At 42.9% G+C, this 19,863-nt stretch carries 17 protein-coding genes; 12 read left to right on the top strand and 5 right to left on the bottom strand.

Annotated elements, in window-relative coordinates; all coding sequences use genetic code 11:
• Positions 1–68: 68 nt before the first annotated feature.
• The 3 genes from AC3CID_RS19925 to AC3CID_RS19915 all read left to right on the top strand — a co-directional run bounded on the left by AC3CID_RS19925 (position 69) and on the right by AC3CID_RS19915 (position 3,463).
• Positions 69–563, top strand: coding sequence for a hypothetical protein (locus AC3CID_RS19925; RefSeq protein WP_054546913.1), 495 nt, complete (start codon positions 69–71; stop codon positions 561–563).
• 60 nt (positions 564–623) lie between these two features.
• Positions 624–2,432: an HD domain-containing phosphohydrolase gene (locus AC3CID_RS19920; RefSeq protein WP_114635382.1), complete on the top strand. Its 1,809-nt coding sequence runs from the start codon at positions 624–626 to the stop codon at positions 2,430–2,432.
• Between the two features lie 305 nt (positions 2,433–2,737).
• Complete coding sequence (locus tag AC3CID_RS19915) at positions 2,738–3,463, top strand: HAD-IA family hydrolase (RefSeq protein WP_029224226.1); 726 nt, start codon at positions 2,738–2,740, stop codon at positions 3,461–3,463.
• Positions 3,464–3,953: 490 nt separating this feature from the next.
• Here the strand turns inward: AC3CID_RS19915 and AC3CID_RS19910 are convergent, their stop codons facing one another.
• On the bottom strand, positions 3,954–5,378 hold the full coding sequence (locus AC3CID_RS19910) for a methyl-accepting chemotaxis protein (RefSeq protein ID WP_114635380.1): 1,425 nt from the start codon (positions 5,376–5,378) through the stop codon (positions 3,954–3,956).
• A 148-nt stretch (positions 5,379–5,526) separates the two neighbouring features.
• A complete protein-coding gene (locus tag AC3CID_RS19905) occupies positions 5,527–6,750 on the bottom strand; it encodes an aromatic amino acid transport family protein (RefSeq protein WP_114635379.1) in 1,224 nt (407 codons plus the stop codon).
• A gap of 446 nt (positions 6,751–7,196) precedes the next feature.
• On the opposite strand from AC3CID_RS19905, the gene AC3CID_RS19900 reads away from it, so the two are divergent.
• The 3 genes from AC3CID_RS19900 (at position 7,197) to AC3CID_RS19890 (ending at position 9,440) form a co-directional block, all read left to right on the top strand.
• The gene (locus AC3CID_RS19900; protein WP_004730901.1) at positions 7,197–7,325 is read left to right on the top strand and encodes a hypothetical protein; all 129 of its coding nucleotides are present in this window, start codon (positions 7,197–7,199) and stop codon (positions 7,323–7,325) included.
• Positions 7,326–7,499: 174 nt separating this feature from the next.
• Complete coding sequence (locus AC3CID_RS19895) at positions 7,500–8,111, top strand: acyl carrier protein phosphodiesterase (protein WP_488527979.1); 612 nt, start codon at positions 7,500–7,502, stop codon at positions 8,109–8,111.
• Positions 8,112–8,168: 57 nt separating this feature from the next.
• Positions 8,169–9,440 carry a DEAD/DEAH box helicase gene (locus AC3CID_RS19890; protein WP_017088235.1) on the top strand — a complete coding sequence of 424 codons (1,272 nt, stop codon included), beginning with the start codon at positions 8,169–8,171 and terminating at the stop codon, positions 9,438–9,440.
• Positions 9,441–9,566: 126 nt separating this feature from the next.
• Here the strand turns inward: AC3CID_RS19890 and AC3CID_RS19885 are convergent, their stop codons facing one another.
• Positions 9,567–10,307, bottom strand: a complete 741-nt coding sequence (locus AC3CID_RS19885; protein WP_488527978.1) for a TetR/AcrR family transcriptional regulator — start codon at positions 10,305–10,307, stop codon at positions 9,567–9,569.
• Positions 10,308–10,457: 150 nt separating this feature from the next.
• On the opposite strand from AC3CID_RS19885, the gene AC3CID_RS19880 reads away from it, so the two are divergent.
• From AC3CID_RS19880 to AC3CID_RS19870, 3 genes are read left to right on the top strand one after another with little or no spacing between them, the layout of a single operon-like run.
• Positions 10,458–11,546, top strand: a complete 1,089-nt coding sequence (locus AC3CID_RS19880) for an efflux RND transporter periplasmic adaptor subunit (protein WP_488527977.1) — start codon at positions 10,458–10,460, stop codon at positions 11,544–11,546.
• On the top strand, positions 11,546–12,601 hold the full coding sequence (locus tag AC3CID_RS19875; RefSeq protein ID WP_065206083.1) for an efflux RND transporter periplasmic adaptor subunit: 1,056 nt from the start codon (positions 11,546–11,548) through the stop codon (positions 12,599–12,601). Before AC3CID_RS19880 ends, AC3CID_RS19875 begins: the two co-directional genes overlap by 1 nt.
• A complete protein-coding gene (locus AC3CID_RS19870) occupies positions 12,598–15,657 on the top strand; it encodes an efflux RND transporter permease subunit (protein ID WP_488527976.1) in 3,060 nt (1,019 codons plus the stop codon). The genes AC3CID_RS19875 and AC3CID_RS19870 overlap by 4 nt, the downstream gene beginning before the upstream one ends.
• Before the next feature lie 208 nt (positions 15,658–15,865).
• On the opposite strand, the gene AC3CID_RS19865 is transcribed toward AC3CID_RS19870, so the two are convergent.
• Both AC3CID_RS19865 and AC3CID_RS19860 read right to left on the bottom strand, forming a co-directional pair.
• A complete protein-coding gene (locus AC3CID_RS19865; protein ID WP_081279982.1) occupies positions 15,866–16,603 on the bottom strand; it encodes an EAL domain-containing protein in 738 nt (245 codons plus the stop codon).
• Positions 16,604–17,178: 575 nt separating this feature from the next.
• On the bottom strand, positions 17,179–17,814 hold the full coding sequence (locus AC3CID_RS19860; RefSeq protein WP_114635373.1) for a hypothetical protein: 636 nt from the start codon (positions 17,812–17,814) through the stop codon (positions 17,179–17,181).
• 285 nt (positions 17,815–18,099) lie between these two features.
• On the opposite strand from AC3CID_RS19860, the gene AC3CID_RS19855 reads away from it, so the two are divergent.
• The 3 genes from AC3CID_RS19855 to AC3CID_RS19845 all read left to right on the top strand — a co-directional run bounded on the left by AC3CID_RS19855 (position 18,100) and on the right by AC3CID_RS19845 (position 19,636).
• Positions 18,100–18,345, top strand: a complete 246-nt coding sequence (locus tag AC3CID_RS19855; protein WP_048660209.1) for a DUF2164 domain-containing protein — start codon at positions 18,100–18,102, stop codon at positions 18,343–18,345.
• Positions 18,346–18,530: 185 nt separating this feature from the next.
• A complete protein-coding gene (locus tag AC3CID_RS19850; RefSeq protein ID WP_146455689.1) occupies positions 18,531–19,070 on the top strand; it encodes a cytochrome b in 540 nt (179 codons plus the stop codon).
• Positions 19,067–19,636: a YceI family protein gene (locus tag AC3CID_RS19845; protein WP_114635371.1), complete on the top strand. Its 570-nt coding sequence runs from the start codon at positions 19,067–19,069 to the stop codon at positions 19,634–19,636. Before AC3CID_RS19850 ends, AC3CID_RS19845 begins: the two co-directional genes overlap by 4 nt.
• The last annotated feature ends 227 nt before the right edge of the window (positions 19,637–19,863 follow it).

Genomic DNA, 19,863 nt, shown 5'->3' with positions numbered 1-19,863 from the left:
CCTACGCCGACCATATGTCTTCCAAATAACTGTGATATTTGGGGTTACTAATCTTAGGTACTAAAAGAATGAATAACGAAATACCTGAAAGCGCACATAAGAAAAACCAATGGCTGTTTAGCCAACTCGACATTGCTTATCCCGCAAAGGAGAGCTTGCTAGGTCGAGAACTTTATAAAAGCAGACTCCCATCCAAGAATTACCAACTCCTCGCTCAAGATCAAATTCCTTCCCAAATTGATGAACTGCATAAAGTCGATTTCCATAAACTGACGGTACTTTTTTCACTTAACCAAGCCAGTGTTTATCACGATGAAACCGAAAGGGCACATATGCTTGAGTTCTTGAGTCAGATTATGTTATCTGATGAGCATGTTTTATACATTGGAACTCAAAATGGTGATGTTGTGGCGAGTGCTATTGTCACAGAAGTGGAAGACTCTCTGTTGATCTCCGACGTGATTATTGAAAACGGTCAAGATATCAACGGCTTTGCCAAGCAGTTACATGATTTTTGGGCACAAGATCATGCTTCTCACGATAAAGTGTGGGTCGAGAACTAAAGATTCTTTGAGAAAGCGTTAATCTAAGTACAATACCCCATCTTTTTTAAAGGGTTTTGTATGTACAAGCTATTGATATCAATCGCTGTATTGTGTGTTAGCGCTTTTTCTACAGTCAGTTTTGCTACCGACTGGGATATCAAACGCATCCTAGTTTTACACTCATACGAACCTTCTTACCAATGGACTGCTGACTTTCAGAAAGGGATAGACAGTGCGTTCAGCCAATCTCAAACCGAAGTTAAACTCTCAATCGAGTATTTGGATACAAAGCGCGTCCATAGCTCTGAGTACTACCACTCTCTCACCGATTACTTACAAGCCAAATACGCAGGTTATAAATTTGATGGTGTTATTGCGACTGACGATAATGCGGCTAATTTCCTTGAATCACTGAGTGCGTTGATTGACCGTGCGACACCTATTGTTGCGGCGGGTATCAATGACATAAGCACCGATATGTATGCGGTGTCTGATAGAGCGACTGTGCTTTATGAGAACGATCAGATAGACGTCAATATTAAGCTGATCTCTAAACTAAGACCTAATCTAAAGAACCTCTATTTCATCAATGATTACAGTGTCACTTCTGAGCTAATCCGTAAAGATATAAGCCATATTATGGCAGACTTTCCATCGATTAATTTGGTAGAAATACGCGATTTGTCGCTCAAGCAAACAAGTGAGTTCTTGAAAGGGGTTTCTGTTGACGATGCGGTCTTACTGAGCCACTACAATACTGAGTTAGATCAAGGTGTATATCATACCTATCAAGAGGTCGCGGAAACCTTATCTGCATCGAGCGCCGCACCAGTGTTTGCGTTATGGCAGTTTAATATAGTCGGTGATGTACTCGGAGGTTATGTAAACCACTCGCGAAGTATGGGCGAAGAGGCCGTTAGTGCATTGGATAAGTATGTGCCTCTTAATTTTTCTACACCTTTAGTTCCCGGTGACAACAAGCGTTTTGTTTTCAATTATCCGGCGCTTAAAAAGTTTGGTATTGGTGATAATGTACTGCCGACAGGATCTGTGATTGTTAACGAGCCTTCCTCCTTTTTACAAAAGAACTTTCAATTGTTGTTGGGCTTAATCATGGTCATTACAGGGCTGAGCGTGATTATCGTGATGCAATTTATTACCCTGCGCCAAAAGAAAGAGTTGGCAAAAAAGAACAAGCGAATCCTTGCTCTACAGAAACAAACTTTGAATGTTCAAAAGGACATGATTCATGTGTTGGGTGAAGCCATTGAAACTCGCTCTGGCGAGACGGGTAATCACGTTAAGCGTGTAGCCAAGTTATCCGCATTGCTTGCCAAGTATCGTGGCTTGAGCCATCGCGAGGTCGAGATGATTGAGATCATAAGCCCGATGCATGATGTAGGTAAGATTTCGGTTCCGGAATCTATCTTGGATAAACCAGGTAAATTGACAGACCAAGAGTGGGATGTAATGAAACTTCACACCACTGCGGGCTACAATTTACTGAAGAGCGGAGCGGGTGATATTACCAACCTCGCAGCAATTATTGCTAACGAACATCATGAGCGTTGGGATGGCACTGGATACCCTAATGGTAAGGTAGGTGAACAAATTCATTTGTTTGCTCGCATTACTGCGGTAGCCGATGTATTTGACGCATTGCTTAGTGCCCGCTGCTACAAAGAGCCATGGCCATTAGAGATGGTCGTCGATTTGTTCGATAGAGAGTGTGGCTATCAATTTGACCCTAAACTAACCAAACTGCTACTGAAACACTTGCCCGAGTTTGTCGCCATCCGAGATTCGTATCCCGATACTGGAACTGTAGAATATGCGTCTGTACCTTCGATTGAAGTTAAGGTATTAGAAGAGTCGGTTGTTAGCTAACTCTCGCTCTATCTGAATAGTCTATAAGTCTTGGTTTCTTTATCAATTCGCCATAATCCGACTAGGACGTGGCAATTTATATTTTCCACTGAAATTAAGTCATTTATGTAAACCTTGCAGTATTTGGTTTCGCAGATTCTGGGTTAATTTGATGAAAGCTGTTGCTTATGTCGAGCCATAAGGTGATCAAGCCCATATTTCGCGAAGAGAAATAAGCCTGTGTCTGTAAACTGTTATCTCAATCATCCCGCGCATTGAAAGAACACTATAGGATAAAACTTGAATTCAATGCGAGTGAGAGAGCTATGCGGTTAGAACAGACTAAATGTGTAATTTTCGATTGTGATGGAACACTCATCGATAGCGAAAAGCTTTGTTGCCAAGCCTTGGTGAATGTATTCACCGGCTTTGGGGCGGAGCTAAACGTTAATGACTGCTATGCGCACTTTCAAGGTGGAAAGCTGGCCGACATCTTAATGGATACACAGGAACGTTTAGGGCTATCTATCTCGATTGATACGCTTGAGCCGTTATATCGTATTGAATTAGAAGCCTTGTTCCAACGTCATTTAAAGCCGATGGATGGTGCTATCGAGCTCATTGAATTTCTAAAGCGACAGGACATCGAATTTTGTATCGCTTCTAATGCGCCTAAGTCTCGGGTTGAATCTTCATTGGCCATGACAGGAATGCTTGATGACTTTAAAGGTAAAGTGTTTTCAGCTTTTGATGCCAACAGCTGGAAGCCAGAACCTGACCTGATTATGTATACAGCCATGAATATGGGCTTTTTACCCAATGAGTGTATCTATGTGGACGATACTTTGAAAGGAATTGAAGCGGGTGTTCGTGCGGGTATTCAATCATTCCGATTGCGCCCAAGTATTAATGAATCAATCGTAGATCCCGAAGCCGACTCATCAGAGGTAGCGGCTCAGGATATCTACAGTTTGGAAGAGATTTCGGTTTGGATTAATGGCAAACACTGCTCAAGTGGTGGAATACCGAACCCTGCAGCTTTGGTGGGGTAGAGCCTAGCTGAAGGCTGACTACCTTACTAAATTGTTTAGTGTGAAAACCGCAAGAGGCACAAGTAAACTTTTCTCCACTTTCTGAGAGTAGATATTCGTCGTGTTGGCATAAAGGGCATGTAATGTCGTCGGTGTTTGGTGTTTCTGTTTTATTCATTATGTGTCACCTGCAGCAAGAGGGTAAGCGAAAAAAGACCCGTTTAATTAGATTACCCCTAAGCTCGAATATTAGACAGTTTTGACACTTGATAATCTCGTCTTTGCGACTTGCTTCATGGTAATGATAATCTCATCGTTAAAGACCATGTGTTTCCTGTAGTTATTAAGGGAAGTTGTTATTAGTGAAAGTTGCTATTAACGGACGCTGCTATAAACGGGCGTTACTATTGGCGGACGCTGCTATTAACGAACGTCGATAAAAAAGGACTCATGATGAGTCCTTTTTAGTTTCGCTGAATTTAACTTGGTCAGCCTAAGTGAACACTCAAATCTAAGTGCGGTATCTTGCCAAAGTTTTAGACAAAGAAACTGATGCGTCTGTCAGTGTCGACACGCCATTTGAAGAGTTTTGAGCCACTTCTTTAATCACATCGGATTGACTGCGAATATCGTTAAGCTCAGCTGCGATGGTGTTCGCTACGTTGCTTTGCTCGTCCGCTGAGGTTGCAATCTGAATACTCATATCCATTAGCGCTTGAGCTGAGTCGGCAATCGAGTTTACATCGTCCCCAATGTTTGAAATCAGTTGGCTGCTAGTTTGCGCTTGATCGACCGTTTGCTCGGTGATCTTAGCGATATTTTGGCTCTCTTGCTGTAAGCGTTCTATCATCGCTTGGATTTCAACCGTAGCCGACTGAGTGCGACTTGCAAGCGTTCTTACTTCATCAGCAACAACAGCGAAACCACGGCCTTGTTCACCCGCACGAGCAGCTTCGATCGCCGCGTTCAGTGCAAGCAAGTTAGTTTGCTCTGAAATTGCGTTGATCGTCGTGATCACTTCATTAATTTGACTAGTGTTCACATTCAAGCTGGTAACTGAAGATGAGGTTTGCTCAATCAAAGAAGAGAGCGTGGTGATCTCTGAGATGGCTTGTTGAACTTTCGTATGGCTGTCGTTGATTTGCTGCGCGTCTTGTTCAGTTTGTTCAGTTGAACGTGCTGAAATGTTAGAGACTTCATTGGCTGAAGCGGTCATTTGATCCATGGCAGTAGCAACAGAGTCTAGAGACGCATTCTGGCTCATGATTTGTGTTTCACTGCGCTTCATCTCTGTTTCGAAAGAAGCCGATGTTTCGCTTAGTGTCGCTGCACTGTGGTTTACGTTGTTGACTAGCTCACTAAGCGTGTCCATTGAACGGTCAAGTGCACAACCAATCGTACCGAACTCATCACGTCCAGGGTGGAAACCAAGGCGTGATGTTAAGTCGCCATCACCAATCTTTTGAGTGGTTGAGTAAAGCACCCAAAGTGCGCCGCCTAGAAAAGTCGCCACCCAGTAACAGAAAAGACCAAAAGGCATACACCACAAAAAACTGAGTAATAAAGAGTACAGTGCTTGTTGCTTTTGATTCTGTGTATCGAGATTTGAAACGGTAAGAGAGTAGTAATTACCATCTTGCGCAATGGCTGTTGCTGTAACTGCACCACTTTTCAATATGGTTGTTTCTTGAGGACGTGTTTGTTGGCTAACTGAACGCACGGAAGCAGGGGAATCTGACGCTGATAAGATGCCTTGCAATTGATATTCAACCTGCTGTTTTGCACTCGCGTCAATTTGTTCCATATTGTTGACGTAGTTGAGGCCAGCGAGGCTTGCCACAGCGGCAAAAAAGATCAAGAAAATGACCCAAAACTTGTCGTTGATAGACATTTTAATAAACAGTTTATCTATCGTTCGAAATTGTACTTCTTTCATAAAAACTCCACGGTAAATCCTTTACCGTGGACTCTAAATAACCGACCTCAATAAAAATGTGATGCCAATCGACTAATTGTGAAAATTAATGATACCAACATATCGTTTATGAGATATCTATCAAGTATTTTTGTTCTCTATGGGTTTATTAGCCTAGAGAAGGCAATAACCCTACTGAAATAAGGATTTGAATCGCAATGATAAAAACGCCTACGCTGCCAACTAAAAACAACGCTTTACTTCCACCGAGCACTTGGTAAGTCGCTTCTGTGCCTTGAGGTTCTACAGAGAAATCCGTGTAACGAATCTTGTATACCATCACTGTCGGCAGCAAAATTGCGAGCACTGAAAGTGCTATGGCTGCGTAGCCCAGAGCTGTAATGAAACCCTGTGGGTAGAACAAGGCAAAACCTAATGGCGGTAAGAAAGTGATAGCGGCCGTTTTAACGCGTTTTGCACTGCCTAGTTTCTTGCTCAGTGAATCCCCCATGAATTCAAATAACCCCAAGCTCACACCAATAAAAGAAGTCAGCAGTGCAAGGTCTGCGAATACGCCAACGATCACGCTAAGGTTTGATTGATGAACGGTTTGTGACAATGAGACTAACAGTGCGCCTAAGCTTGTATCCGACAAAAGCTGCTCTTGGCTGATCACACCTAGAGTCACACTCTGCCAGAAAACATAGATGACCAAAGGCAGTGCAGAACCAACAATCATGACCTTACGTAGAGATCGAACGTCACCATCTAGGTATCGAACAATTGAAGGGATGCTGCCGTGGAAGCCAAAAGAGGTAAACACAACTGGAATTGCAGCAACAATCAGCCCTTGCTGTAAAGGCATGCTCATTAGGTATTGAGAGGTGATGTTTGGTGCTAGGAAGCTGAGTACCAGTACCATCGCAATCAGTTTAAGTCCGAATAAAACGCGGTTAACTTTATCAACACTGTGCGTACCAATCGTCACAACGCCAGCAACTAACAGTGTGAATAGAAGGGTTGTAATTTGGCCATTAAGCTCAAAGCCTGAAATATCCGAGATACGCTGATTAAACTGCGCACCACCACCTGCGATATAAGCTGCACACAGAGCGTAGAAAAGGAACATAACTGCAAAGCTAGCGATCCACTTACCTTTTGTCCCTAAAATTTTGTCAGCTAGCGTATGTAGGGTTGCGTCAGAATCAGCGAATTGATGTAGTTCTACCATTAACAATGCAGTAAAGGCCATTAGAGCCCATAAGCCAAGCATTAGAAAAAGTGAGGTTGAAAAGCCAATACCTGCAGAAGCAAGTGGAAGAGCGAGCATGCCAGCACCAATAGTGGTGCCTGCAATGATCAAAGTACTACCAAAAACCTTTGATTTATTCATTGTATATAATTCTTTACGTTAGGGTGTGTTTTCATTGTAATTCTTCTAGCTTAAGCGCATAAACCCAAAGAATATCTCGATTTTAAAGTATTCTGATTGAGTTTAATTCCAAATGCAATGTCTAATGTAATTAAAAATATCCACTGTAAATTATAATTTACGACTGGTGGGTTGAAAGCACTCAAATGCCCGAAGCAAACGTTTGACCATGATCTGCTTCAAAATTTGTAGAGTAATTTGTTGTACTTGGTGTAAGGTGACAGTACATATGTCGTTCGCGTATACCCCTTTAGCGTAAACAAGCGCTAATGATCGCGAGTAGCTTCAAGCTATAAATATGGAATGGGTAGAGTAGAGTGCGTTCATCAAAGTGACATAATATAAGTCCAAGATGGTGCACTAGTTAATCGGACATCATGTCCGCATCAAGGAATAGAGGGGGCACTATGAGTGACCAATCTTTTAATGACGAAAGTCTTGAGTTGTTAGATGCCATGGAAATTGGCATTGATTTATCTGACTACGAGCAGGCGGTTAAACAATTAGCAGAAGAACTTTTTAAGTCTTCGAACTAGGTTTTACCTGAACTAAAGGTTTCTGTAGTTCAACGTTCTCAAATTAGACAATTCTTAAACTGAGCAAATCTCATTCGCTCACACGTCATAACAAAACTATCCTCATTAAAGTTCGCGAAGATAAACGAGTACGTTTACCATGTTACTTAGTTCTCGATACTTTAATGAGGTTCAATGAACTTTCTCGCACATCTCCACATCGCTCAACACTGTAACAGCAACTTAGCAGGTAACCTTCTAGGTGACTTCGTTAAAGGCGACCCTAATAAACACTATTCAACCTCGCTTTCAGACGGAATAAGACTTCATCGATTCGTGGATAGTTACACAGACCGCCACGATGTATCCCGATCGGCAAAATCGCTTTTTTTAGACCAAACGCGTCGCTTTGCACCTATTGCACTGGATGTATTTTGGGATCACTGCTTAGCCAATCATTGGACTCAGTTCTCGCAGCAGACGTTACAGCATTTTTGTTTCGATAGTCATCAACAGATCTTTGAACATCAAGAACCTCACTGGCCTGAGAACTTCATTACTATTCATAAAAAGATGGCAGAACAACGTTGGCTGGAAAGCTATCAAGACATGTCTTCCATAGAGGTGGTATTGCAACGTATGGCGTTGAGAAGGCCCAAGTTAGGCATGCTCAAAAATTGTTACGACGACCTCGAACGTCACTATGATACGTTGCAGTGTCACTTTAATGAGCTGTATCCCAGCGTTTTAGAAGAAGCGAAGCAGTTTAATGCACTTCAAATGAAGAAAAATCAAAAGGAAAGGTAAACAGCGTAATGCAGGTTTGCTACAATCCGCGCCTATTTAATCTTTGAGCATCATACTATGTCTGAATCTACCCGATCTTTTAACCAACTAGGATTGTCTGAGCAACTTCTTACAACGCTATCAGAGCTAAACTTTACGGCTCCGACTAGTGTTCAAGAACAAGCTATTCCATTGGTACTGGAAGGCAAAGATGTACTGGCTGGTGCGCAAACGGGTACCGGTAAAACCGCGGCGTTTGGTTTGCCGATTATTCAAAGATTAATCGAGACTAAAGACAATGTTATTCCGAACCCTAAGCTCGTTCGTGCACTTGTGTTAGTGCCAACGCGTGAATTGGCACAACAGGTGTTTGATAACGTAACGAGTTATGCGAAAGGCACCGATATTAAAGTTGTGGTGGCTTACGGCGGCGTTAGCATGAAGGTTCAAACCGATAACTTACGTGGAGGCGCCGACATTCTTGTAGCGACGCCTGGTCGTCTTATTGACCATATGTTCACCAAGAACATCATGTTGAGCCAAACGGAAGTGTTGGTATTAGACGAAGCAGACCGCATGCTAGATATGGGCTTCATGCCTGACATCAAACGCATTCTTTCTCGCATGAACGACGTACGTCAGACGCTGTTCTTCTCTGCGACGTTCGACAATAAAATTAAAGCGCTTGCACATCGAATGATGCAGTCACCAAGCGAAATTCAAGTTACGCCAAAAAACAGCACCGCTGACACCGTTACCCAGATGGTTTATCCGGTTGATAAATCGCGTAAAAGTGAACTGTTGGCCTATTTGATTGGCTCAAAAAACTGGCAACAAGTGTTGGTGTTCACGAAAACTAAGCAGGGCACTGATGCTCTAGTTAAAGAGCTTAAGTTAGACGGCATCAAAGCGGCATCAATCAATGGTGATAAGAGCCAAGGTGCGCGCCAAAAAGCACTGGACGATTTCAAATCAGGCAAGGTGAGAGCGTTGATTGCAACCGACGTGGCAGCTCGTGGTATTGATATCCAGCAGCTAGAACAAGTTGTGAACTATGACATGCCATTTAAAGCTGAAGATTACGTTCACCGCATCGGACGTACTGGCCGTGCAGGTAATACCGGTTTAGCGATTTCTTTGATGAGTCAGGATGAAGCGTACCTATTGGGTGACATTGAACGCTTACTTGATACTCGCTTGCCTCAAGAGTGGTTAGAGGGTTTTGAACCAAGTCTAGAAAAAGATGTAGCCCCTGATCGCGGTGGTCGCAGTAAAAGTCGTTCATCAGAAAAACGTAAGATGAAAGCGAAGCTTAAGATTCACCAAAATCGCGGTAAAGCACGTCGCTAACAAGCTGGACAAAGCTCTAGTTTAAAGATCTATAGATATAAAAATGCGCCGTTACAGTTGGTTCTGTAACGGCGCATTTTTGTTTCAAGTAAATCAATTTATGACCAAGGAAAATAAAACACTGGATTAATGATGTTCTTGATTGCACTTCCATACACAGGGCACTTCATAAATTAGCTCATCTAGGCTAATTGGGTTTAGCACCCATTGGTCTTCGATTCTAAACTTACTTACCATTTGTGAGTTGAATAGTTGCCAATGCTTAAGTAGGGCATCTTCGGGCGAGGTGACCATATCGCCTTCATTCCAAGTGCTTTCCATGAAGGGAGTTAGGCATACCGCTCCGTGCGCATACATGATCATTTGCCATTTAATCTCATAAATGTTGATCAAGTTCTTTGGATTCGCATCGTTATATTGTTCAGCTAACATGTTGATTTCTTTTTCGACATCGCCAACAGTGTCGATAAAGTAATCGACCAAGTTGTCTTTTTGACGAACAGAGTCAGTGATAAGTTGCATCGGTTTTCGTGAGTGAATCATGTTGCTAAAGAGGCGCATACTAAATAAATAGATAGTAATGTTTGGTGCGACGCCTTTTGGTAACTCTTCCACTATCTTAGCAATATAAGACTGAAAATAAGCGTGTAAACAATCACTTATCGCATGCCAGATTTTTTCTTTGCTGCCAAAGTGGTGGCGAATAAGGCTATGCGATACGCCTGCTTTTTCACTGATGTTACGAAGCGAAACGCTATCATAACCATGCTCACAGAACATATCCGCGGCAACACCCATGATCAAAAATCTCGTCTCTTCAGCGTCTTTTGCGCTTCTTCTGCCTTGTTTCTTTTCAGTCATCTTCATTTCACACATTTACCTGATTACCACATTCTACACTGTTTTTACTCAAATAAAAAATACTGCACAGGTGGAAAGTAAAGCTTGTGGATTATGGATTTTTGAATATACTGCCCATCTGTGTAATAAATCATAATAATTAAATGGAGAGACATCATGCAGTCCAATTTGTCTATCAATGCCATATCGAGCAAGCGCATGGGAGCTGTGATTGCAGCACTATTGCTCGCAGGCTCTTTGACCGGATGTAATAAGGTTCAGTCAGAAGAAACGGTTCAAGTTGTTAAGCCTGTAAAGCTGTTTGAGATTCCTTTGCAGACGGATATCGAGCTTGATAGCTTTATCGCAAAAGTAGATGCAACCGACCGTGCTGCGCTTTCCTTCCAAGTAGGAGGCGACATTGAAACCTTCGATGTTCGTATGGGACAAGAAGTGAAGAAAGGTCAGGTGCTCGCCGTATTAGATGCGACGGATTACCGTATTGCGGTTGATGCAGCACAAGCCAAATTTGATCTTGCGAATAGCCAATACAAACAAGCTTCTGAGTTGTACGCGAAAAAGTTAGTCAGTACCGATTACTACGATCAAGCCGTGAACACCTTTACTGCCGCTGACGTTGAGTTGGACCAAGCAAAAACAAACCTTGGCTACACCACCTTAGTTGCTCCATTCGATGGCGTGGTATCGATGGTGTTTGGAAAACAATATCAATTGATCGCAGAAAAGCAGCCTGTACTGAATATTTTGAATCACAGTGAGATGGACGTGACGTTTTCAATTCCAGTATCAAAGCTTGAAGACCGTTCTATTCAAGACCTAACGAGCTCAAACATGTGGGTTGTGATGGATAGCCACCGTGGTATTCGTATCCCGACTCGCTTTAAAGAAATCTCTACACAACCAGATGAAGACACCAACAGCTACCAAGCGGTTGTGTCCATCGAAAAGCCGGAAGGCATCAATTTACTTTCTGGGATGACAGCGCAAGTTGAAGTTCAGAAGCATAAATCTGACTACGGTATTGGGATTGTTGATTCAGCGTGGTTAAGCAAAGAAGCAGACCACGGTGAACTGTGGCGCTACAACCCAGAGTCTCAATTGATTTCTAAAGTACAAGTCCTTCTTGATGAGCAAGGCAAGGTTATTGATGGATTGTCGTCTGGCGACCTTATCGTTGAAGCGGGTGTGGATGTGTTATCCGATGGACAGCAAGTTAAAGCTTGGTTACGTGAGGGCGGTATTTAATGAACCTTTCCAAATTATCAATTGTTGTCGCGTCGGCTATGTTGCTTCAAGCCTGTAACAGTGAAGCCGTACACCGTGAACAACCCCCTCTGTTAGTTTCTACCTTTGAAGTTGGCGCGCCGCTGACTGATCAATTCAGAAGTTTTAACGGTCAGGTAATGCCCGCTGAATTGACCCCCTTGGCATTTAAGCTCGCAGGCGAAATCCAACAAGTCTTGGTAGAAGCCGGTGACAACGTCGAAAAAGGGCAGTTACTTGCGACCTTAGACAACGCAACGTATCTCCAAGATCTTACTGACGCTAACTCTCAATTCAAACTGGCGAGCAAGCAGTTAGCCCGTGGTACGGAGATGTTTGGTAGCAAGATGTTGTCGCAGTCAGAGCTAGACCAACTAACGGCTAACTATAAGCTGGCATCGGCGAATTTGGCGGCTGCAGAGCGCAAGCTAAGTTACACAGAGCTTTTAGCGCCATTTTCCGGGACCGTTTCTACCGTGGACAAGCAACGTTTCGAAAACACGACACCGGGTGAAACACTATTAAGCGTGTACCAGAACGACAAGGTATATGTACGAATTCAAGTATCAGATTCGATCTTGGCATCGATCAGTCCAGACATGCGTTCAAATAGCTATCGTCCTGAGGCGACCTTTGGCGGTCATACAGGGCAATATCCATTGACGTATTTGGAGCACACTAGTGAATTGCACCCGCAATCGCGTACTTACGAATTTTGGATGCAGATGCAGCAACCTAAAAACGAAATCCTGCCGGGTACCAGCGTTACGGTGAACGTGGATATGGCGAAAGCCGGCTTGAGCGATGTTCAAGGCTACCAATTACCAATGACAACTTTAGAAGCGGGTTCTGAAGCGAATCAGTTTTATGTGTGGAAAATGGAAGACGGACAAGCATTCAAAAGCGAAGTAGAAGTCGACAAGATCAGTGGCCAAGGCGCATTAATCGCTCATGGTGTTGAGCAAGGTGATCGACTCGTAAACTCGAATCTAAGAAAACTCCGTGACGGAATTAAATTGTCAGGAAAAGCAGAATGAACATCGCAGAATATTCAATAAAGAACAAAGTAATCAGCTGGCTGTTTCTCGTCATATTGGCCATTGGTGGTGTTACGTCTTTTGGTAATCTATCCCGTTTGGAAGACCCAGCTTTTACCATTAAAGATGCAATGATTATTTCAACTTACCCTGGCGCTACGTCAATGGAAGTTGAAGAAGAGCTGACTTACCCGCTTGAAAAAGAGATAAGACAGCTGCCTTATATCGACAAGATTACCTCAACGTCGTCGAATGGTATGTCTCAAATTATGGTGAGCATGAAGATGGACTATGGTCCGGATGAGCTACCTCAAATCTGGGATGAAATGCGTCGTAAGATCAACGATCTACAGCCCACGCTTCCTAGTGGTGTTAACTCAGTTCAGATCATTGATGATTTCGGTGATGTGTTTGGCGTGATGATTATGCTGACGGGTGATGGCTACGATTACGTCGAGCTCAAACAGTACGCTGATTACCTCACACGTGAAATCGAACTGGTTGAAGGCGTAGGCAAGGTAAGTATCGCAGGCGACCAACAAGAGCAATTGTTCGTTGAGATGTCACTTGAGCGTTTAGCGGCATTAAACCTAGACATGTCGACAGTGACATCATTGCTCGCACAGCAAAACAGTGTGGTATCGGCAGGCGAGGTAATGCTCAATGGTCAAAGCCTAACGATCAAACCGAATGGCACTTTAAGTACGGTTGAAGAACTAGAAAACTTAATCATTCATGGCCGCGATACAGGTAACCTAATTCGCTTAAAAGATGTCGCTGAGGTCACTCGCGGAATCCAAGAAAAGCCAGGCAATGTACTCACTTACAATGGTATGCCAGCCATCAACCTCGGGATCGCATTCTCTTCAGGCGTAAACGTAGTGGAAATCGGTCAGGCACTCGATGCAGAGCTTGAGCGCTTAGAAAGCATTAAGCCAGCCGGTGTTGAGTTGAATTACTTCTACAACCAAGCACAAGAAGTGGACAAGTCTGTTGCTGATTTCTTGATCAGCCTAGTAGAAGCCGTTGCTATCGTTATCATCGTACTTCTGTTCGCGATGGGCTTACGCAGTGGTTTGATCATTGGTTTGGTTCTGTTGCTGACGGTATTCGGTACGTTCATTCTTATGGACTACAACGATGTTGAACTGCACCGTATCTCGCTGGGTGCTTTGATCATCGCACTGGGTATGCTGGTGGATAACGCAATTGTTGTGGTTGAAGGTATTCTGGTTGGCCTGAAAAAAGGCAAAACCAAGCTTCAAGCAGCGAAAGACATCGTGACACAAACACAATGGCCACTATTGGGTGCAACCATTATTGCTATCACAGCCTTTGCGCCTATCGGCTTGTCGAAAGATGCGACAGGCGAGTTCATGGGCTCGTTGTTCTGGGTACTGTGTTTCTCGCTATTCTTGAGCTGGGTAACGGCGCTCACATTAACGCCTTTCCTGGCCGAGATGTTGCTTAAAGAAGAAGACAAGGTTGATGAAAACGTAGACCCTTACAAAGGCATCTTGTTCGTTGTATTTGGTGCGTGCCTGAAAGTAGCGCTTCGATTTAGATGGCTTACTGTTGTCAGCATGGTTGCGCTATTAGCGGTTTCCGTTGTCGGCTTTGGTATGGTGAAACAGCAGTTCTTCCCGCCATCAAACACGCCAATGTTCTATGTAGACATGTGGATGCCGGAAGGTACTGATGTTCGTGAAACGATCAAGCAGACAGAAAAAGTCGAAAGCTACATTCGTCAACAAGACGACGTAGAGTTTGTAACCACAACGGTTGGGCAGGGCATGCAACGTTTCGCGCTGACATACCAACCAGAGAAAAGCTACGAAGCGTACAGTCAGTTACAAGTAAGAACCACTGACCGTGACACCATGTTCGAAGTCCTAGAAGAGTTAGACAAGGACTTAGCCAACAAATTTGAACAACCTACGTTCCAATTCAAATTGATTGAGTTTGGCCCGTCACCAGCTTCAAAAATCGAGGCTCGTATTAGTGGTGCCGACCCACAAATCTTGCGCAGTATTGCGGTTGAAGTGGAAGACATCTTGTTAGCGGACCCAGGCTCTCGAAATGTTCGTCACGACTGGCGTGAACGTACCAAAGAGCTCGTGCCACTGTTTAACGAATCAAAGGCTCGTCGTCTTGGTATTTCAAAGACGGATCTGTCCGAGACGTTACAGATGGCGTTTGGCGGTTACAACATCGGTCTACTGCGTGATGGTACTCATATGTTGCCTATTGTTGCGCGTTTACCTGAAGCAGAGCGTTTTGATTTTGAATCACTAAACAATGTGAAGATTTGGAGCCCATCGTTACAAACCTACATTCCAGTTGAACAAGTGATTGATGGTGTAGAGCTTCAATGGTCTGAACCACTGATTCAACGTCGTGATAGAAAACGTACGCTAACCGTACTGGCTGATCATGATGTATTGGGTGATGAAACGCCGGCTAGCTTGTTTGCTCGTGTTAAACCAAAGGTAGAAGCATTAGAGCTAGCAGCAGGTTACAACATTAGCTGGGGTGGCGAGTACGAAAGTTCGAAAGATGCACAAGAATCTCTATTTGGTTCACTACCAATGGGTTACTTATTGATGTTTATCATCACCATGCTTTTGTTTAATTCGCTTCGTAAGCCACTTGTGATTTGGTTTACGGTACCACTTTCTATCATTGGTGTTTCGATTGGTCTGTTAGGTACCAATATGCCATTCAGCTTCACGGCGTTCCTTGGCCTACTGAGCCTAAGCGGCATGATTTTGAAAAACGGAATCGTCCTGCTTGACCAGATCAACACCGAACTCTCAACAGGTAAAGACCCATACCTAGCGGTTGTCGACAGCGCGATTAGTCGTGTGCGACCGGTATCTATGGCAGCATTGACGACTATCTTGGGTATGATTCCTTTGGTATTCGATGCATTTTTCGGCTCGATGGCGATTACCATCATGGCAGGCTTAGGCTTTGCTACAGTACTAACGCTAATAGTAGTACCAGTGATGTTCGCTATTCTATATAGAATCAAACCGTCCACTGCGGGTTATTAGGGAATGATATAAAACAGATTCTTTTAAGCCAGCCTAGTCAATTTTGATTGGGCTTTTTTATGGGTGTGATTTGGCGACTAAGGGACTATAGCGTCAGCGAGCGTTGCGTTAAGAAAGAGATAGGTATTAAAAAGCCGCTAACCAATGGTAAAGCGGCTTCCTGTAGAATAGGGAATAGGGAATAGGGAATAGAGAATAGGGGGCAGTTCTAGATTGCGAGGCGGAGATCTAACTCAATCGGCTTTGGCATGGCTAAGTGATAGCCTTGATACATATCGAAGCCTAAGCTTTGCATTGCTGCGAGCTGTTGTTCGGTTTCGATACCTTCGATTACGGTCTTAGCACCAATTTGATTAGCAAGGCTAAGAACCAATTCCATCTCGCTTGTGTCGCCTTGTTCAAAATCCAACATGACAGAGCGATCTATCTTGATGATATGAGGATTAATATGACGAACGCGCTGTTCTGTTGACGCTTGTGTTCCAAAATCATCAACAGCAATTTGAAAGCCGTTCTCTGCGAGAGAGTGAGCAGCATCTTTCAAGCGTTCTTCACTTTCTGCATTCAGTTCTACCAGCTCCATGACGATTTGTTCGCATGAAAGGTTAAGTTCATGCAGGCGTTTAGCCAACAGGCTGTCACTGACTTTTTCTGCGGCAAACAGCTCACCAACGTTTGGAAGAACGTTTAGGAAGAGGTGTAAATGACGAATATTCGATTGCGCGAAGTTACGGATATGGATAGCGCGACTCAGCCTTTCTACATTGATCTTGTCAGTGCACAAGGTATCGTCGGAATGGAAGAAGTGATCAGGACGAACAACATCCCCTTTGCTATTCGAAATACGAACCAAAGCCTCAACGCCTATCTGAGTCATCGAACTGTCAAATATAGGTTGATAGACACTTCTAAGTGTTAAGTCTTGATATTTCGCAATAAACTGCATATCGGCATCCACAGATATACAGCTAATAAATTCACTTCTGTCTGATAAAATCATAGTCGCTAATAAAGGTGTTTATTTAATGACGAAAATATACGCCATGGCTGTCACAATATTGACAGGTGTAAGTAAATTGTCAATTAATAAAAATTCATTTGTAGGGTCAATATTTAAATAAATATAATTAACGAAAAATCAGCATGATAAATGACATTAGCTATTAAATTTACTTATCATTCACTGCATTTGATAGTTGCACTGAATTTAATGGCTAAGTAACGTCTCTCATATTAACCCCAGCCAATATAAGGCTAGAATGCTGATACACCAGAGAAAAGTAGGGTTAAAGGCTTAGATTGTGGGGGAATGTCAAAGTTACAAAACAGAGAGACTAAGCGAGTTACATAGAAATGGTATCTATCTCTCAAAATCGAGACGGCAAGTACAACAACTATTAATAATTAAAACAGAAGGTTCGAATAATTAATGAACAGGGAATGAGTTGTCTTTTATAAAATATTGGGATGAAGGTCTAACAATTTACTTTCAATATTGAATGAAAAAGTTGACCCGTATTATCACTGCCATTGAAGTACCGCATAAAGTTGCAGGTATTTACGAACCAATTGTTGATTTCCTGACCGTTTGAGTGGGTGGCTGAATTTAATAAAGCAAGGGCTGATTCTGAAATTGTTATTTAAATCGGAAGCGAATTGAGAATCACTCTCTCTTAGGGTGATGCCCTGCTGGCTGTATTCCGTTATCTCGTCTGGGAGTTCTCCCATCCACCAATGTAACAACTCACTACTGTTTTTACTTCGGCTTATCCAATGGTCGGAGACAATGATCAAAACGTCATTTGGCTGAATGGCAAATCCATACTCTTGCTGCCAGTTATGAATGTCTAGCATCAACTTTTTACGACAGGTTTTTCCTGCACTCACCATATGATGGCTGATCATCCAAACGGTACCGATTTCAGAAGAGATTCGGAAGTGTCGAGGGTTTTCACCAGAAGAGAGTATTTCGAGTGGGCTGATGTTGCTTGCATGGTTAAAGCTAACAAAGGTGTGTTCCATTCGTCGGGCAAAGGCTTTGCCGATGTGATGCTCACTGATTCCTTGATTGTGTACCGTAGGGTAGTGGCGTTCACATAGCTTTAGGCAATCATCTTGAAATTGATTGACGCTTTTAATCACTAGATCTAATAACAATGAAGTCCCTTATACACAGTTACTATCTTATTGATGGGCAATAGTACGGTAATTGAGGTTCCGTTACCTATCGCCAAAGTGCGAGTTCTTGATCCCTCTATCAAAATTAGCTATTGCCGAGCGATTTTATGGATAGCACTGGCACTTCAATTGTCTGTATTCTAAATTATTAGGAATTCTAATTAGTTAGAAGGATTATGCTTAGTTAGCAAAGTTACTGGTGGCTAGCTTAATCTTAGTCAGCTAATCACAATTGATCTACTTACTCTTTATTTGGAAACATTCATGACCATTCAATTAGATTCGAAGCAAAAATCTGAGCTTACCCATGCCCTTCAAAAGTACCTTCAAGATGAACTTGATGTAGAACTCGGTCAGTTCGACACAGAATTCTTGGTCGACTTCATTAGCAAAAAGTTTGGTGCGGTGTATTACAACAAGGGGATAGAAGATGCTCAGAAAGTCATGGAACGAAAAATGTTGGATATCTCAGATGAGCTCTATGAAATTGAACAAATCGTTGAAATATAGACCCAGCAAACGATTGTTCGACAAAGAAATTTGTCAATAAAGCAACTTGTTCAAAAATTTTGAATAACTTGTTTAATTTGAAATGATGTAACTAATGTAAAGCTTGGTAAATAATATGTTACACAAACTTAGTGTAGGGTACGCTTTTCAAAATTACACGACTCGTTAACATTCGGAACAGATGCATGGACAACAACGTTAAAAATTACAATCCCTTAGCAAGAGCAATGCATTGGATTTCAGCACTCGCAATATTTGGCTTATTTGGTGTAGGCCTATGGATGGTTGATCTTTCATACTACAGCGAGTGGTACAAAACAGCACCAGACTACCACCGTTCGGTAGGCATTCTTTTGGCTACAGTTACTGTTCTCCGCTTGCTTTGGAAACTAGTTACCGCGTCACCTAAGGTGGAAGGTAAAAGCTATGAAGTTGCAGCAGCGAAGATCGCTCACGGCTTTATGTACATCAACTTAGCAGTTTTATTTGTTTCAGGTTATTTGATTTCGACATCAGATGGCCGCGGGATCGAGGTTTTCAATTGGTTCACTGTACCAAGTATGGGTGAACTGTTTGCAAACCAATCTGATCTCGCAGGTACGGTTCACTACTATGCTGCATGGGTACTGATCATTATGGCATCAGTGCACGCCTTAGCGGCGATAAAACACCACGTTATCGACAAAGACGATACGCTACGAAAAATGATAGGAGCTTCAAAATGAAAAAGTCAATTATCGCTACAGGATTAGCATTTGCTATGGCAATGCCTTTCGCTGCGAACGCCGCTGATTACGTGATTGATACAAAAGGTGCGCATGCTTCAGTTAACTTTAAAGTTAGCCACCTAGGTTACAGCTTTATCCAAGGTCGTTTTAACACATTTTCAGGTGATTTCTCATTTGATGAAAGCAACGTTGAAGCGTCTAAAATAAACGTAACGGTTGATACTACAAGTCTTGACTCAAACCACGCAGAACGTGATAAGCACATCCGTAGCGGTGATTTCATCGATGCAAGCAAGTTTTCTGATGCTACATTCAACAGCACGAAAGTGGTTGATAAAGGTGACGGCAAACTTGAAGTAATGGGTGACCTTAAACTTCATGGCGTAACTAAGCCTATCGTTATCGAAGCTGAATTCATTGGTGCTGGTCAAGACCCATGGGGCGGTGAGCGTGCAGGTTTCGTTGGTACAACTCGTCTAGAGCTTGCTGACTTCAACATTCCAGTAATGGGCGCTTCAAGCTATGTAGACATGGATCTGCACGTTGAAGGTGTAAAGAAATAATCTAGCCTTCAATATTCGCTGACAGGTATCAACATTTTTTAGAAACATCAAAAGTTTGGTCGATACTAAAGAGGTCAGCAGCTGGCTAGTTAGTTAGTCATCGGGAAAGTAGTAAAACAGCTAGAAATAGAGAAAGGCGCAAAGTTTTCACTTTGCGCCTTTTTTATTGAGGTAAATGGCCACGCGTTTAGGTCTGTTTTGTGTCAAACCTTTTACTGCGTCTTAAG

The sequence above is a fragment of the Vibrio sp. QJM3NY_21 genome, assembly GCF_057785975.1.
The sequence above is the reverse complement of the archived record's forward strand: the minus strand, read 5'-3'. Positions and strand labels throughout refer to the sequence as shown.